Source organism: Asticcacaulis sp. (genome assembly GCF_047605585.1).
GTDB lineage: Bacteria > Pseudomonadota > Alphaproteobacteria > Caulobacterales > Caulobacteraceae > Asticcacaulis.
The window spans coordinates 122968-137718 of the sequence record NZ_JASGFK010000008.1 but is presented as its reverse complement, the minus strand read 5'-3'; the positions used below and the strand labels follow the sequence as shown (position 1 = coordinate 137718).

At 62.1% G+C, this 14751-nt stretch carries 13 protein-coding genes; 5 read left to right on the top strand and 8 right to left on the bottom strand.

Annotated elements, in window-relative coordinates; all coding sequences use genetic code 11:
* Position 1: 1 nt before the first annotated feature.
* Together QM647_RS16465 and QM647_RS16460 are read right to left on the bottom strand one after the other, a co-directional pair.
* The gene (locus tag QM647_RS16465; RefSeq protein WP_414996641.1) at positions 2-811 is read right to left on the bottom strand and encodes a class I SAM-dependent methyltransferase; all 810 of its coding nucleotides are present in this window, start codon (positions 809-811) and stop codon (positions 2-4) included.
* Between the two features lie 69 nt (positions 812-880).
* Complete coding sequence (locus QM647_RS16460) at positions 881-2098, bottom strand: MFS transporter (protein ID WP_414996640.1); 1218 nt, start codon at positions 2096-2098, stop codon at positions 881-883.
* Between the two features lie 96 nt (positions 2099-2194).
* On the opposite strand from QM647_RS16460, the gene QM647_RS16455 reads away from it, so the two are divergent.
* Positions 2195-2965 (top strand): AraC family transcriptional regulator, encoded by a 771-nt coding sequence (locus QM647_RS16455; protein ID WP_414996639.1) that lies wholly within the window; start codon positions 2195-2197, stop codon positions 2963-2965.
* 55 nt (positions 2966-3020) lie between these two features.
* Here the strand turns inward: QM647_RS16455 and QM647_RS16450 are convergent, their stop codons facing one another.
* Genes QM647_RS16450 through QM647_RS16440 form a run of 3 tightly spaced genes read right to left on the bottom strand, consistent with a single transcriptional unit; the run spans position 3021 to position 5067 of the window.
* Positions 3021-3761 carry an SDR family oxidoreductase gene (locus QM647_RS16450; protein WP_414996638.1) on the bottom strand — a complete coding sequence of 247 codons (741 nt, stop codon included), beginning with the start codon at positions 3759-3761 and terminating at the stop codon, positions 3021-3023.
* Complete coding sequence (locus QM647_RS16445) at positions 3758-4069, bottom strand: carboxymuconolactone decarboxylase family protein (protein WP_414996637.1); 312 nt, start codon at positions 4067-4069, stop codon at positions 3758-3760. Before QM647_RS16445 ends, QM647_RS16450 begins: the two co-directional genes overlap by 4 nt.
* 2 nt (positions 4070-4071) lie before the next feature.
* Positions 4072-5067 carry an aldo/keto reductase gene (locus QM647_RS16440; RefSeq protein ID WP_414996636.1) on the bottom strand — a complete coding sequence of 332 codons (996 nt, stop codon included), beginning with the start codon at positions 5065-5067 and terminating at the stop codon, positions 4072-4074.
* An 85-nt stretch (positions 5068-5152) separates the two neighbouring features.
* Here QM647_RS16440 and QM647_RS16435 point away from each other — a divergent pair, with 85 nt between their 5' ends.
* The gene (locus QM647_RS16435) at positions 5153-6064 is read left to right on the top strand and encodes a LysR family transcriptional regulator (protein WP_414996635.1); all 912 of its coding nucleotides are present in this window, start codon (positions 5153-5155) and stop codon (positions 6062-6064) included.
* A 25-nt stretch (positions 6065-6089) separates the two neighbouring features.
* Entirely contained in the window at positions 6090-6995 is a 906-nt protein-coding gene (locus QM647_RS16430; protein ID WP_414996634.1) for an alpha/beta hydrolase family esterase, read from the top strand.
* A gap of 3 nt (positions 6996-6998) precedes the next feature.
* Here QM647_RS16430 and QM647_RS16425 read toward each other — a convergent pair whose 3' ends face one another.
* The 3 genes from QM647_RS16425 to QM647_RS16415 form a co-directional block, all read right to left on the bottom strand.
* A complete protein-coding gene (locus QM647_RS16425) occupies positions 6999-7634 on the bottom strand; it encodes a hypothetical protein (RefSeq protein WP_414996633.1) in 636 nt (211 codons plus the stop codon).
* A gap of 96 nt (positions 7635-7730) precedes the next feature.
* Positions 7731-8501 carry a S10 family serine carboxypeptidase-like protein gene (locus tag QM647_RS16420; protein ID WP_414996632.1) on the bottom strand — a complete coding sequence of 257 codons (771 nt, stop codon included), beginning with the start codon at positions 8499-8501 and terminating at the stop codon, positions 7731-7733.
* Between the two features lie 23 nt (positions 8502-8524).
* Entirely contained in the window at positions 8525-10036 is a 1512-nt protein-coding gene (locus QM647_RS16415) for a glycoside hydrolase family 27 protein (protein WP_414996631.1), read from the bottom strand.
* Positions 10037-10162: 126 nt separating this feature from the next.
* Here QM647_RS16415 and QM647_RS16410 point away from each other — a divergent pair, with 126 nt between their 5' ends.
* Positions 10163-12469 carry a DPP IV N-terminal domain-containing protein gene (locus QM647_RS16410; RefSeq protein ID WP_414996630.1) on the top strand — a complete coding sequence of 769 codons (2307 nt, stop codon included), beginning with the start codon at positions 10163-10165 and terminating at the stop codon, positions 12467-12469.
* Positions 12470-12483: 14 nt separating this feature from the next.
* Entirely contained in the window at positions 12484-14484 is a 2001-nt protein-coding gene (locus tag QM647_RS16405; protein ID WP_414996629.1) for a glycoside hydrolase family 97 protein, read from the top strand.
* Positions 14485-14751 lie beyond the last annotated feature (267 nt).

Here is a 14751-nt window from a genome sequence, read left to right as displayed (position 1 = left end):
GTTAAGCCTTTGCCGAGATGATGTGGGCCTGGATCTTCGCGGTCACAGGCCCATGTCCGTGCCGGGCAACCAGATAGTCCGTAACATGACGGGTTGCCGCTTCAAGTCCGGACGGGTCATTGGCCTCGATCTCGGTGCGCAGGGGCGAGCCCTGACAAAAGGCGGTGGCGACGATCCGCGCCGAGGCGGCGCGGCTCTGTTCGGAGTGGGTATCGATCGCGATATCGGAAAAGCCGGCGGTAGCCAGATCGCTGCGGATCGCCGCCGTATCGAAATAGCTGTGCGGCCCGCGAACGAGAAAGCGCGGCGGATTTTCCGGAAAGCGTTCCGCCAGTGCCAGGATCACCTCATTGGCGAAGACATTCTCCTCGATACGGTCCCAGACGCTGAACAGGAACGTTCCGCCGGGCTTAAGGACACGCCGGGCTTCTCGATAACCGGCGATGCGGTCGGGGAAGAACATGGCGCCGAACTGGCAGCAGACCACATCAAAGCTGGCATCGGCGAAGGGCAGGGCCAGGGCGTCGGCCTGCCGCCATTCGACGGGGGCGTCAGACGGCTGGTGGGTGGCGGCATAGTCGACCATTCCCTGGTTCAGGTCAGTGGCGACATAGCGAACGCCCGGCAGTTCCGGCGCCAGGGCGCGGGTAACGGCGCCGCTGCCGGCGGCGGTTTCCAGCACCGCCCGTGGTGACAGGGCCGTGACCCGGCGGGCCAGGTCGGCGGCATAGGGGGCGAAAATCAGCGGCACCATATGGCGGTCGTAGTTTTCCGGGATAGACCCGCCAAACAGCTTTTCGGTTTCGGACATGATCACTCCTGCGAAAAGGGCTGTTGGCGAGCTTATCCAGTATTTGCGAGGCGCGCAAATCGGGCGGATCTACACCTTCTGGCGGGCTTTCAGATCGGGCAGCCAGGCGGCCAGCAGGCCGATAGCCGGCAGGAAGGCGCAGACCTGGAACACTGTGTCTATGCCCCAGACATCGGCCACCTTGCCCAGCACGGCGGCGCCGATGCCGCCCATGCCGAACGAGAAGCCGAAGAACAGGCCGGAGATCATGCCGACCTTGCCCGGCACCAGCTCCTGCGCGAAGACGACGATGGCCGGGAAGGCCGAGGCCAGCATCAGGCCGATGATCACACTGAGCGCGCCGATCCAGGCGAGGGGCACATGCGGCAGCAGCAGGCTGAAGGGAAGCACGCCCAGGATCGAGGCCCAGATGACGTATTTGCGGCCGAAACGGTCGCCGATGGGGCCGCCGATGAAGGTGCCGGCCGCCACCGCCGCCAGAAAGATGAACAGGTGCATCTGTGCATTGCCAACTGACACATGGAAACGATGGATCAGGTAGAAGGTGAAGTAGCTGGTCAGGCTGGCGAGATAGACATATTTCGAGAAGATCATGGCCAGCAGGATGAAGATACCGCGACGGGCGGTGCCTTTGGGCAGGGTGACGGCTTCCATGGCCTTGCGGTTCTGGTTCAGGCGCGTCAGGCCGTGGTGGCGATACCACTGGCTGACATTCCACAGCACGGCACAGGAGAGCAGGGCCAGCAGGGCGAAGGTAGCCAGGCTGCTCTGGCCGTAGCGCGCCACAACAATGGCGGCGGCCAGAGGGCCGAGCGCCGAGCCTGTATTACCACCGACCTGAAACAGGGCCTGCGCCATGCCGTTGCGCCCGCCGGCGGCGGCCCGGACCACGCGCGACGATTCCGGGTGGAAGACCGAAGACCCCATGCCGAGCAGGCAGGCGCCGATCAGGAGGATCGGGTAGCTGTGCGCCATCGACAGGGTGACCAGGCCGCTCAGGGTGAACAGGGTGCCGCCGGGCAGGGCCAGGGGCGTCGGCCGGCGGTCGGCATAGAGGCCGACGAGCGGTTGCAGGATCGAGGCGGTGATCTGGTAGGCCAGGGTAATGACGCCGATCTGGGTGAAGCTGAGGCCCAGTCCGCTTTTCAGGTTCGGGTAGATGGCGGGCAGCAGGGCCTGCATCATATCGTTCAGCATATGGCAGAAAGCGACGGACAGGATAACCGAAAAGGCCGTGGTGCTGACCTGAACGGCGGTATTGGGCGGGGCGGCTTGCGATGTTTCCACGATAGACTTCCTCTGTAGATGGGGCCGTGATAGAGGAAAGGTGTCTGTCCCGCATTCCGTAGTGGGATTATCTATTTCGAGAGTGGGACACTAAACGTGGCCGGAGCCTGGACCAATCCGGATGATTACGACCATGTACCGCGGCCGGTGGTGGGGATCAGCAATGAGTATCCGCCGTCGTTCGAACTGGACTGGCACAGCCATGGGCGGGGGCAACTGATCTATGCAGCGACCGGCGTGATCGTCCTCAGCACACCGCATGGCGCCTGGATCGCCCCACCGGAACGCGCCATTTGGACGCCGGCGGGGATGCCGCATTCGGTGCGCATGGTGGGCGCGGTCAGTACGCGCAGCCTGCTGCTCGATGAAGCGACGGCGGTGGCGCTGGGCGATGCCACGGTGGTGATTTCCGTGTCGCCGCTTGTGCGTCATCTGCTGATTGCGGCCTCGTCCATCCCGGCGGAATACGAGGTCGATGGCCGGGACGGACTGGTTATGTCGCTGCTGGCGGCCGAACTGGGTAACGCGCCGCGCGTGGCCCTGTCGGTACCGTTTCCGACCTCGCCAAAGCTGGCGGCGCGCTGCCATGCCTTTCTGGAGGCCCCGGATATCCACGCCACCATCGATCGCTGGTGCGTGGATCTGGGTATGGATCGTCGCGCCTTTACGCGGGCCTTCCGGCGGGAAACCGGCATGAGTTTCGGCGAATGGCGGCAGCAGGCGTGCCTGCTGGAAGCTCTGCCGCGCCTGGCCGACGGCGAAAGCGTGACGGCCATAGCGCTCGATCTCGGTTATGACAGCCCCGCCGCCTTTTCGACCATGTTCCGGCGGTTACTGGGTGTGCCGCCGAGCCGCTATGCCGGCTAAAGCACTTTACGAAAAGTGTGACGCACTTTTCGGTTAAAAAGTGCGTCTGACGAAACTAGTAATCCTGAACGGTGGGGCGGAACAGGATTTCGTTGATATCGACGTCTTCCGGCTGGCTGATGGCGAAGGCCACGCAGCGGGCAAAGGAATCGGCCGGAATGGCCCATTTTTCGTAGCGGCTGCGGACCGCGGCGGCCATTTCGGGTTCGGTGACGCTGGCCGGCAGTTCGGTATCGACGGCCCCCGGTGAAATGACGGTCGAGCGGATGTTGTACGGCTTTACCTCCTGGCGCAGACCTTCCGAGAGGGCGCGGACGGCGTGCTTGGTGGCGGCATAGACCACACCACCGGGACCGACCTTATGACCGGCGACCGACGAGACATTGATGATCTGGCCGCTCTTCTGCGCCTGCATATGGGGCAGGGCGGCGGCGATGCCGTAGAGCACGCCCTTGATATTGACGTCGATCATCTGGTCCCATTCGTCAATTTTCAGGCGTTCGAGCAGGGATTGCGGCATGATGCCGGCATTGTTGATGATGACATCGATGCGGCCATGCAATTGGATCGCCCGATCGACCAGGGCCTTGACCTGATCGGCCTGCGTCACATCGGTCTGGACAATGGCGTCTTCGGGCAGGTTCAGGTCCGTGGCCAGGGCCTGCAGGCGGTCCAGACGGCGCGCGCCCAGAACCACTTTCGCGCCCTGCGCGCTCAGCAGGCGGGCGGCGGCCTCACCTAAACCACTTGAGGCGCCGGTAATGACGACGACCTTGTTTTCAATATTCTGTGTCATGTCTTGTCTCCTGTCTCTTCAAACACCCGCCGGGCGATGGCTAGGGCTGAACTGGCGGAGGGCCAGCCGGCATAGAAGGCCAGGTGTGTAATGGTTTCTATCAGCTCGTCGCGCGTGACACCGTTTTCCAGCGCCCGTTTGAGATGAAAGGGTAGTTCGTTGATCCGGTAGCCGGACACAAGACACGACACCGTAATGAGGCTGCGGTCGCGCGAACTCAGGCCGGGCCGTTCCCAAACATCGCCGAACAGGACATTATCGGTGTAATCGGCCAGTGCGGGCGCAATATCGGCAAAGGGATTAGCCATGATCAGCGTCCGGTCAGCGCCTCAAGCGCCTCGGTATAGCGATTGCCGTGGACCTCGATCCGCGCGGCGGCGGTTTCGATCTGCTGAAGATCGGCGGTAGTCAGCTCGATATTGGCTGCGCCAAGGTTTTCTTCCAGTCGGTGCTGCTTGGTCGTGCCGGGAATGGGTGAAATCCACGGCTTCTGCGCCAGCAGCCAGGCCAGTGCAATCTGGGCCGGGGTGGCGTCCTTTTGTGTCCCGATGGTCTTCAACAGGTCGATCATCGCCTGGTTGGCCTGCATGGCCTCGGGGGCGAAGCGCGGCAGGTTCTTGCGAAAATCGTTGTCGGCAAAGGTGGTCGCGGCCGTCATGGCGCCGGTCAGGAAGCCCTTGCCGAGCGGCGAATAGGGCACGAAACCGATACCCAGCGCTTCGAGTGTCGGGATGATCTCGGCTTCCGGCTTGCGGAACCAGATCGAATATTCGCTTTGCAGGACGCTGACCGGCTGAACGGCGTGGGCACGGCGGATGGTCTGGGCGCCGGCTTCGGACAGGCCGAAATATTTCACCTTGCCTTCGGTAATCAGGTCCCTGACCGTCCCGGCCACATCCTCGATCGGTACGTTGGGGTCGACACGGTGCTGGTAGAAGAGGTCGATGACGTCGGTCTTCAGGCGTTTCAGCGAGGCCTCGGCGACGGCGCGGATGCGTTCCGGCCGGCTGTTCAGGCCCTGAAGATTGACGGCGCCGTCATCGCTGAGATTGAAGCCGAACTTGGTGGCGATGACCACGCGGTCGCGCACGGGGGCGAGCGCTTCGCCGACCAGGGCCTCGTTGGTGAAGGGGCCGTAGACTTCGGCGGTATCGAAGAAGGTGACGCCGAGATCGGCGGCGGCGCGCAGCAGTCTGATATTTTCCGAGTGCTCGCCCTTGTGGCCGTAGGAAAAGTCGAGCCCCATGCAGCCGAAGCCGAGCGCCGAGACCTCAAGGCCCTGTGTACCGAGTTTGCGTGTTTGCATCTGTAAATCTCCGATGGAACCAATATGCGGTGCAATATAGGGCATGGCCATTGTTTGGATTAGATGGCAATATCGGCATGGACTTATGAGCAAGGATCATGAATTGGCGCGCGACAACCTCAATGACCTGATGGCCTTTATCGCCGTGGCGCGCGAAGGCAGTTTTACCCGTGCGGCGGCCAAGCTGGGTGTCTCGCAGTCGGCGCTCAGCCATACCCTGCGGGCGCTGGAAACCCGGCTGGGCGTGCGCCTGCTGACCCGCACCACGCGCAGTGTGGCGCCCACCGAAGCCGGTGAGCGCCTGTTGCAGACGATCGGTCCCAAGTTCGACGAGATTGACGCCGAGCTGACGGCCCTGACCGCCCTGCGTGACAAGCCGGCGGGCACCATCCGCATCACCAGCGGCGAACATGCGGCGGAAAGCCTGCTGATGCCGGTGCTGGAACGGCTGCTGCCGCAATATCCGGACATCAGGGTCGAGGTGACGGTCGACCTCAGCCTGACCGATATCGTCACCGAACGCTACGACGCCGGCATCCGGCTGGGCGAACAGGTGGCGAAGGATATGATCGCCGTGCGCATCAGTCCCGATGTCGAGATGGCTGTGGTTGGATCGCCGGCCTATTTCGCGACCCACCCGAAACCGAAGACGCCGCAGGATCTGATTGCGCACAACTGCATCAATCTGCGCTTGCCGACGCGTGGCGGGCTCTATGCCTGGGAGCTGGAAAAGGGCGGGCGTGAGCTGAATGTACGGGTCGATGGCCAACTGATCTTCAATACCGGCAGCCAGGTGGTCAGCGGGGCCGTGCGGGGGCTGGGACTCGGTTGCCTGCCGATGGACGTGGTGCGAGCGGCAATGGACGATGGCCGGTTGGTGCGGGTGCTGGCCGACTGGTGCCCGCCGTTTCCGGGCTATCACCTCTATTATCCCAGCCGCCGCCAGCAGTCGCCCGCCTTCGCCCTGCTGGTTGACGCCCTGAGATACCGGCCATAGGGTAGCCGCCAACAGGGAGGCCCGAATGGCGAAATGGTTCTATGGCCTTATGGCCGCTATGCTCATGGGCTGGGGCGGTATCGCTCACGCCGCCGGATGCGGGATTGGTACTGTGGGGGTGACGCAAGGCGTGGCCATCAGTCATACGGGGCGGTCTGTTCTGGTCCATATACCCGCGGATGCGAACGGTGGGCCGCTGCCGCTGTTGTTCCTGTTTCATGGCAGCACCGGAACGGGCGCGGGGATGCTGCATAACTCGCATCTGGAGGCAACCTCCGATCGTCATGGCTTTATTCTCGTAGCGCCCGATGGCGGGATTCCGGTCGATGGCGGCGGCTTTGTATGGAATATCCCCGGCGTGCCGACGGTGACGGGCAAGATTCCGACGCAGGACGATGCCGATGATGTCGCCTTTGTCGGCCAGGCCATCGACTGGCTGGTGGGGCAGGGTTGTGTGGACGTTACCCGCGTCTATGCCACGGGTCTTTCCGGCGGCGGGCGCATGACCTCCTGGCTGGCTTGCGTCGATGCCGACCGTTTCGCTGCCATCGCGCCGGTGGTGGGCCTGCGCGCCGGTAATCCGTCGAAGGCCGATCCGCAAACGCCCGATCCGGCCACCTGCCAACCGTCGCGGCCGGTGCCGGTCATCGCCTTTGCCGGCGACAAGGACACCACCAATCCGATTGAGGGCGGTGGTGCGGGCTACTGGCAATACACCATGCACGCCGCCGAGCAGAGATGGGCGCAGCTCAATGGCTGCACCGGTGCGCCGACCTCGCAATGGGTGGCTGCCGGTGTCTACGAAGAACGCTATAGCGGCTGCCGGGAGGGCGCCGATGTCGCGGGCCGGATCACGGTCGGCGGCACGCACACCTGGCTGGCTGATAACGAGGCCATGTGGGCCTTCCTGTCGCAGCACCGGCGGAACTGAAACTTACGGGTGCGCCCCTGCCGTATCGTAGAACTTCGCCAGATCGATCTTCATCTGCTTCAATGCGTCCGGATCGGCATAGGTCATATGGCCTGAGGCATAGTAGCCGATGGTGATATTGGCCTTCAGCGCCGGGGTCAGCAGCATGTGCGACAGGTCGTTTTCGGTCGCGAAGAACGGGGTGGCCATATCGTAGAGGCCGTTCATCGATAGCACCTTCATCTGCGGATTGAAGCGCATGGCGGCAGCGAGATCGAGCGCTGTATTGGGCGTGGTCATCACCTCGTCATAGCCTGGCGCCTTGTGGTGCCAGTCCCAGGCGGGTTCCACCGTCATGTTGTTGAGTGCCAGATAGGGTGTATCGGAAATATAGCCCAGATCGTTGGCCAGATAGTCCTGAAAGGCCGAGAGATAGGCGCTGGAAACCCCTTGCGTCGCCGGATCGTCGGTGGCCGGATCGAAGGACCCACCGGCGGCGCGCACCGAATCCTGCGCCTTGAAGCGGGCGTCGAAGCGGCCGGTGATCAGGGTCTGGTCCTTCAGCAGTTCGCGGCGGAAGGTCTCCATGTCAATGCGCAGGGCGACGCGCTTCAGGTAATCGACCGACAGACCTGTGTAGCCTGAAAGCGTACGGGCCACGCTGTCCAGTTCCTCCGGTGTCAGGTCATCGCCCTTGGCCAGAGCCGCGGCGTAAGGGCCGCGTGCGAATGTGCGGACCTCGCGCAGCAGGCCGGTCTAGTCACCCGTATAGGTTGAGCGGCCGTGATAGGCGGCCACCATGGCATAGGTCGGCAGGGCATTGATGCTGGCCTGATCCTGACCGGCGAGCAGGGGCGAGAAGTCGAGAATGGAAGACAGCAGCACCACGCCATTGATCTGAACGCCCTTGTTCTGCAGTTGGTAGGCCAGAGCGGCGGCGCGGGTGGTGCCGTAGGATTCACCGAACAGGAACTTGGGTGAACCCCAGCGTTTGTTGACGGTCAGGTAGCGGGTGATGGTCTGGGTAAAAGCCGCTGCATCCTGGTCGACGCCCCAAAAGCTGCCGGGCCTGGTCTCGCCCAACGCATGTGAAAAGCCGGTGCCGATGGCATCGATGAAGACAAGATCGGTCTTGTCGAGCAGGGTCTGGCCGGAGGGGGCGACATCATAGGGCGCCGGGCCGGTCGGGTTCGGCGTATTGGTATGGACCGTCACGGGCCCGAGCCCGCTCATGTGAAGCCACAGGCTGGCCGAGCCGGGACCGCCATTGAACAGGAAGGTGACCGGACGCGGCGCGGCGCCTTTCGGCTGATCGACCGTATAGGCGACATAGAAGACGCTGGCCGTGGGCGCACCATCGGCGTCACGCAGGATCAGATTGCCCGCCGCCGCCTTGTAGGGCAGGGCGCGGCCATTGACCGTCACGCTGTGCGTGGTGGTGACGGCGTTCTCGGCCGGTGGCGGCGTATCGGCGAGGGCCTGGCCTGCGAAGACAAGTGCAAAGGTGGCGATCAGGAAAACACGCATATCAAATCCCCCGGAATCAAAGCTTACGGCATCACACGCAGCAGGACGGCGCCATGTTTCGGCACGGCGTAGGCATAGCCCTCGTCGGCGCGGTGGTCGCTGTGCGCCCACAGGTCGCGGACGGTGCTTCCCGTCACATTGATATCGGCCCAGCTGCCGCTGATCAGGGTGGTTTCCTCGCCGCGGTTGAACAGGCCCACGGCGGTGGAGCCATCGGCCAGCTTTTTCGTCCACACCTCGGTCGTGCCGTCCTTTTTCGCCGGCAGGCCTTGCGCGCCCAGCTTGTCCTGGTCGATGGCGATGACTTCTTTATTGGTCAGCAGCGACAGGGTTTCCGGGCTCATGTGGCGGACATCATTGCCCAGCACCAGCGGCGCCGAGATCATGGCCCACAGCGACATGTGTGTCTTGTATTCGTCCTGGGTCATGCCGCCATTGCCGATTTCCAGCATGTCGGGATCGTTCCAGCCATTGGGGCCGGTGTGGTGAGCGACGCCGTTCTTGTCGAAGCCGAGCTTGGCCATGACGTCGTACTTGTCCTCGATATCGCCAGTGGTGCGCCACAGGTGCCCACCGACCTCGCGACCCCAGGAACCGACATCAAAGCGGCCATATTCGCACAGGGAGTAGGTGATGTCGCGCGGGGTGGCGTTCAGTGCCTCGCCCATCTCCTGATAGACGGCGTAGACGGTTTCGGCGGTATTGTAGAAGGCTTCGCCTGAGCACAGGTCGTATTTCAGGTAGTCGATGCCCCAGGCGGCGAAGGTGTCGGCGTCCTGCTTGATATGGCCGTAGGAGCCACTATAGCCGGCGCAGGTCTTCGGTCCCGGCGAGGAATAGATGCCGAGTTTCAGGCCACGGGCATGAACGTAATCGGCCAGAGCCTTCATATCCGGGAAGTTCTTGTTGGGGTGCAGCGCGCCTTGAGCATCGCGTTCGCCCTGCCAGCCGTCATCGATATTGACATACACATAGCCGGCGTCGCGCAGGCCGCTCGATACCAGGGCGTCAGCGATCTCGCGGATCGTCTGGTCATTGATATCGGTGGCGAACTTGTTCCACGAACTCCAGCCCATCGGCGGGGTGGCGGCCAGCGGCTTTTGCGTCACCACGCGTTTGGTGGGCAGGGCAAAGGTCGGGAAATCGAGCGCCTTCAGTTCCGAACGCTTGCCCTTGTGGGCGGTCAGGTCGAAATCCTGATACCAGACCTTGCCGGTCATCCGCACCGATTTGCCCTCCGGCTTGACCACGATATCAGTCATGGTGACGCGCGGATTGCCGTTATAGAGCTTGAAGACGAGATTATCGCCATCGGCATGGAGGTCGGTCAGCGGCAGGTCGCCATACCATTTCGATGTCACCTTGCCCGACAACTGCCCCTTCTTTTCCTCGATCACCAGACGGGTGAAGCCGGGATAATCCGGCGAGGAATCGAACACCCAGCCGCCTTTGGGAATTTCGGCCCCAGCTTCAATAATGCCTGTGGTCGCCATCAACAGGCCGGTCAGGATTGTGGTGGTCAGAAGGTGGCGCATAACGGGACTCCCTGAATAACGGCTTGTTCGGTGTTCGGTATATAGTATACATCATGCCCGGTATCTCAGGATTGGCAAGAGGGCAGGATGAAAATGCGGACGCAAACAGGACTTTTGACACTGGCTATGGCGCTTCTCACGGCCGTTTCCGCTTCAGCCGCGCCCACTGTGGCCGATTATGAGCGTTCGCTCAACCTGCGCAATGACTGGTCCGGCCTGACCGAGAATATCGCCGAGCCGGCGCAATGGATCGAGGGCACGCACCGCTTCATCTACCGCAAGACCGTGCCGGGCGGTTTCGAGTTCGTGATGATGGATGCCGATACGAAGCAGAAGTCTCCGGCCTTCGATCAGGACCGGCTGGCGGCATCCTTGGGTAAGGCATTGGGCGGCACCTACACAGGCCTGCACCTGCCCTTTACCGAGCCGATGACCTCCGTCACTTTTACCGAGGGCGGCAAGGGGCTTGTGGCTTATCTCGATGAGGACAATGCCTGGTCCTGTACCCTGACCGACTATGTCTGCGCCCGCGTGCCGGAAGGCGCGGGTCAGCCGCGCGGATTCGGTGTGGTGCGCGACCTGACCATTCCAGCCGAAAACAGCCCGAAGCCTTCGCCGGATGGCAAGTGGGTGGCCTTCGTGCAGGGCTTCAATGTGGTGGTCAAACCAGCAGCCGGCGGTGCGGTGACCGTGTTGAGCACCGATGGCTCAGAGGGCGAATTCTACGATCCGCAGTCGATTGTCTGGTCGCCGGATTCGCAAAAGCTGGCCGCCTATCGGGTGCGCCCCGGTTTTGCGCGCCATGTCACACGCGTGGTGTCGTCGCCGGAAGGCGAGCTGGAACCGAAACTGGCCACCCAGCTTTATCCGAAGCCGGGCGATGCGGTGGATATCGACCGGCCGGTGCTGTTCGATGTGGCGGCGAAAAAGCAGGTCAATGTGTCGTTCGACCTGTTCCCCAATCCCTACACTATGTCGGATATCAGCTGGCGGGCGGATTCCTCGGCCATCACCTTTGAATATGATCAGCGGGGCCATCAGGCCTACCGCCTGATCGAAGCCAGCGCCAAAACGGGTGCGGCGCGCATCGTCGCCGAGGATCACGCCGATACCTTCGTCAATATCGAGCGGCGCTATAGCCATGATGTCGGCGGTCTGGGCAATGAACTGATCTGGATGTCGGAGCGCGATGGCTGGAACCATCTCTATCTCTACGACCAGACCACCGGAAAGGTGAAGACCCAGATCACCAGGGGCGACTGGATCGTGCGCAAGGTGCTGAAGGTCGATGACCAGAAGCGCCAGATCTGGTTTGCCGCCAGCGGCATGTATCCCGGCAAGGACCCGTACTTCCAGCACGTCTTCCGCGTCGATTTCGACGGCAAACACCTGACGCCGATCACCACGACCGACGCCTGGCACGATGTCAGCTTCTCCAGCGATATGACCTACTATGTCGATACATACTCCCGTATCGACCTGCCCAATATCGCCGAACTGCACACCGCCGATGGCGCGCTGGTCACCGAGGTCGAACACGGCGATATCTCGAAACTGGTGGCCGCCGGCTTCAAGGCGCCGGAGGTCTTCACCGCCAAGGGCCGCGACGGCAAGAGCGATATCTGGGGCATCATCGTGCGGCCGCGCGATTTCGATCCGAACAAAAAATATCCGGTGATCGAGAACATCTATGCCGGGCCGCATGACAATTTCGTGCCCAAGACCTTCTGGCCGTTCGGCCTGCATTCGGGCGGCGACAAGGTGATCGGCATGCAGGCCCAGGCCGATCTCGGTTTCATCGTCGTGCAGATCGACGGCATGGGCACGATGAACCGCTCAAAGGCCTTTCATGATGTGGCGTGGAAGAATGTCGGCGATTCCGGCTTCCCAGACCGCATCCTGTGGCACAAGGCGGTGGCGGCGAAATATCCGTGGTACGACATCAGCCGCGTCGGCATCTATGGCGGCTCGGCCGGCGGACAAAGCTCGCTGGGCGCACTGGAATTTCATCCGGACTTCTACAAGGCCGCCGTCGCCTATGCCGGCTGCTATGACAACCGCATGGACAAGATCAGCTGGAACGAGGAATGGATGGGCTGGCCGGTCGATGAGTCCTATGCGAAGTCGTCCGGCGTCGAGAATGCCTGGCGGCTGCAGGGCCATATCCTGATGATCGTCGGCGAGCAGGATTCGAATGTCGATCCGTCCTCGACGATGCAGGTGGTCAATAATCTGATCAAGGCGCGCAAGGATTTCGATCTGATCGTGGCGCCCAACCAGGGTCACGGCGCCCTGCGCAATGTCGGCGATTTCAGCTATGGCCTGCGCCGCCAGTATGATTACTTCGTGCGCTATCTGCGGAACGAACCGACGCCCGACTGGAACGCGCTGCCGGAAACCAATCCGACAGCAACGGCCCTGAAAACAAATTAAGCGAGACTATTTTTATGACCCATTTCAAAACCCTTTTCAGTGCTTCTGTTTTTGCCCTGCTGGCCGCCGGTGCCGTCCATGCGGAGACGTGGAATGTCGCCTCTCCGGATGGTCAGATCGCTGTGACGATCGACAAGGCCGATGGCGCCCTGCCGAAATACAGTGTCAGTTCCCACGGCCAGACCTTTATCGCGCCATCGGAACTGGGCCTGCGCACCGATCTCACAGGTTTCGGCGCCAAGGGGTTTGATGCCCCGGCGGTGACCACGCGTTCGGTGAATGACACCTATGCCATCGTGGCCGGCAAGGCGGCGACCGCACCGGACCATTACAACGAAACGACCCTGACCTTCCATGAGACCGGTGGCAGCCGTGAGCTGACCCTGATTTTCCGCGTCTATGATACGGGCGTCGCCTTCCGCTATGTCCTGCCGGCGCAGGGGGCGGCCTATGGCCTCTACGGCGAGAAGACCGAGTTCGCTTTTTCAGGAGATTATGACTGCTGGGGGCTCAATCTCGGCAAGTTCCACAATGCTCATGAAGGCGAGTTCGATCCGGTCAAGGCCTCGCTGATCCGCGACCACAGCCTGTTCGATTCGCCCCTGGTCTGTAAGACCGGGCAAGGGGAGAGCGCGTTCGCCCTGGCCGAATCCGATATCGACCACTATCCGGCCACCTATTATTCGCGCACCGGCGACAACAAGCTGGGTGTCGCCATCCACCTGCCGCCGCGCACCGATGCGGACGACATCAAGCCCTATGTGGCGAAGTTCGCCGGCGATGCCGAAGTGAAGACGCCGTGGCGCGTCATCATGGTGGGTGACAGCCCGCGCGCGCTGGTCGAATCAACATTGATTGCGACGCTCGGCAGCCCCTCGCAGATCAAGGACACATCCTGGATCAAGCCGGGCAAAAGCGCCTGGGACTGGTGGAACGGTTTCCGCGCGCCGGTGGCCAATCCGGGTATCAATACCGAGACCTACAAGGCCTATGTCGATTTCGCCCACGAGATGGGGCTCGATTACATCCTCATCGACGAAGGCTGGTACACCGGTTCCTCGACGCGGCCGAAGCCCGGCGCCGATGTGACCAAACCGATTGCCGCCGTCGATATGCCGGCGATCATCAAATATGCCAAAGAGCGCAATGTCCGCGTCATGGTGTGGCTGCAATGGCAACAGCTCGACTGGCAGCTGGATGAGGCATTGGCAGCCTACGAAAAGTGGGGCCTGGCGGGGATCAAGGTCGATTTCATGGACCGCTCCGATCAGGATATCACCGACTATTATCGCCGCGTTTTGCCAAAGGCGGCCGATCATCATCTGCTGGTTGACCTGCACGGCGCCTATGCCCCGTCGGGCCTGCTGCGGACCTATCCGAACTACATCACCCAGGAAGGCGTGCTGGGGGCGGAATACAACAAGTGGACGACACGCATCACCGCCACGCATAACGTCACCCTGCCGTTCACGCGGATGATTCTGGGGCCGATCGACTATACGCCCGGCGGCTTCGGCAACCGGACGCCGCAGACCTTCGAAATCCACGAAGACCACCCGCTGACCCAGACCACGCGCGGTCAGGCCATCGCCATGTATGTCGTCTATGACAGTCCCCTGGTCATGGTGGCTGATGCGCCGCAGGCCTACAAGAAGGCAGATGGCAGCTGGGAAGATGGCGTCGATTTCATTCAGGCCGTGCCGACGACCTGGGACGAGACCCGCGTGCTGCAAGGTGATATCGGTCAATATATCGTCACGGCCCGACGTAAGGGAGATGTCTGGTATATCGGCGCCATGACCAACGAGCAGGGCAGGGACGTGACGATTCCGCTGAACTTCCTGGGCGGTGGCAGCTACGAGGCGACCGTCTGGCAGGATGGCAAGGCGCCGACCGCGCTTGATCGTGTCGTACAAAAAGTGGCGGCCGCAGATAGCCTGACCCTGAAACTGGCGGGGTCCGGCGGTGGGACCGCTATCATCCGTCCGGCTAAGAATCTGAAAAAGCGGAAATAAATCAGGCCGTCATAAAATCGTATAATTTATATTTGACGGATGGCCGGATCGGTGTTTTAGTTTACTCAGTCAATTGGCCTCCACCACTTCCTCCCTGGAACGGCGCGCCCCTTGACCAATGTCCTGCTGTTCAGTCCGGCGTGTAGCGTTTCTATCCGGTCTGATGTCCGTCGAAGGTTCTCCGGCCGTTATGTGGCGGCGGCAGTTCATTGTGCTTCCTGATCTGGTTCCGGATCACCCTTTCCGCCGGCCGCGCCGATCTCACTC

Bases quoted from the DNA above. Each gene is read 5' to 3' on its own strand.
- QM647_RS16450 (WP_414996638.1), bottom strand. From the start codon at position 3,761: ATGACACAGAATATTGAAAACAAGGTCGTCGTCATTACCGGCGCCTCA.
- QM647_RS16405 (WP_414996629.1), top strand. From the start codon at position 12,484: ATGACCCATTTCAAAACCCTTTTCAGTGCTTCTGTTTTTGCCCTGCTG.
- QM647_RS16415 (WP_414996631.1), bottom strand. From the start codon at position 10,036: ATGCGCCACCTTCTGACCACCACAATCCTGACCGGCCTGTTGATGGCG.
- QM647_RS16430 (WP_414996634.1), top strand. From the start codon at position 6,090: ATGGCGAAATGGTTCTATGGCCTTATGGCCGCTATGCTCATGGGCTGG.
- QM647_RS16420 (WP_414996632.1), bottom strand. From the start codon at position 8,501: ATGCGTGTTTTCCTGATCGCCACCTTTGCACTTGTCTTCGCAGGCCAG.
- QM647_RS16440 (WP_414996636.1), bottom strand. From the start codon at position 5,067: ATGCAAACACGCAAACTCGGTACACAGGGCCTTGAGGTCTCGGCGCTC.
- QM647_RS16410 (WP_414996630.1), top strand. From the start codon at position 10,163: ATGGCGCTTCTCACGGCCGTTTCCGCTTCAGCCGCGCCCACTGTGGCC.
- QM647_RS16435 (WP_414996635.1), top strand. From the start codon at position 5,153: ATGAGCAAGGATCATGAATTGGCGCGCGACAACCTCAATGACCTGATG.
- QM647_RS16445 (WP_414996637.1), bottom strand. From the start codon at position 4,069: ATGGCTAATCCCTTTGCCGATATTGCGCCCGCACTGGCCGATTACACC.
- QM647_RS16465 (WP_414996641.1), bottom strand. From the start codon at position 811: ATGTCCGAAACCGAAAAGCTGTTTGGCGGGTCTATCCCGGAAAACTAC.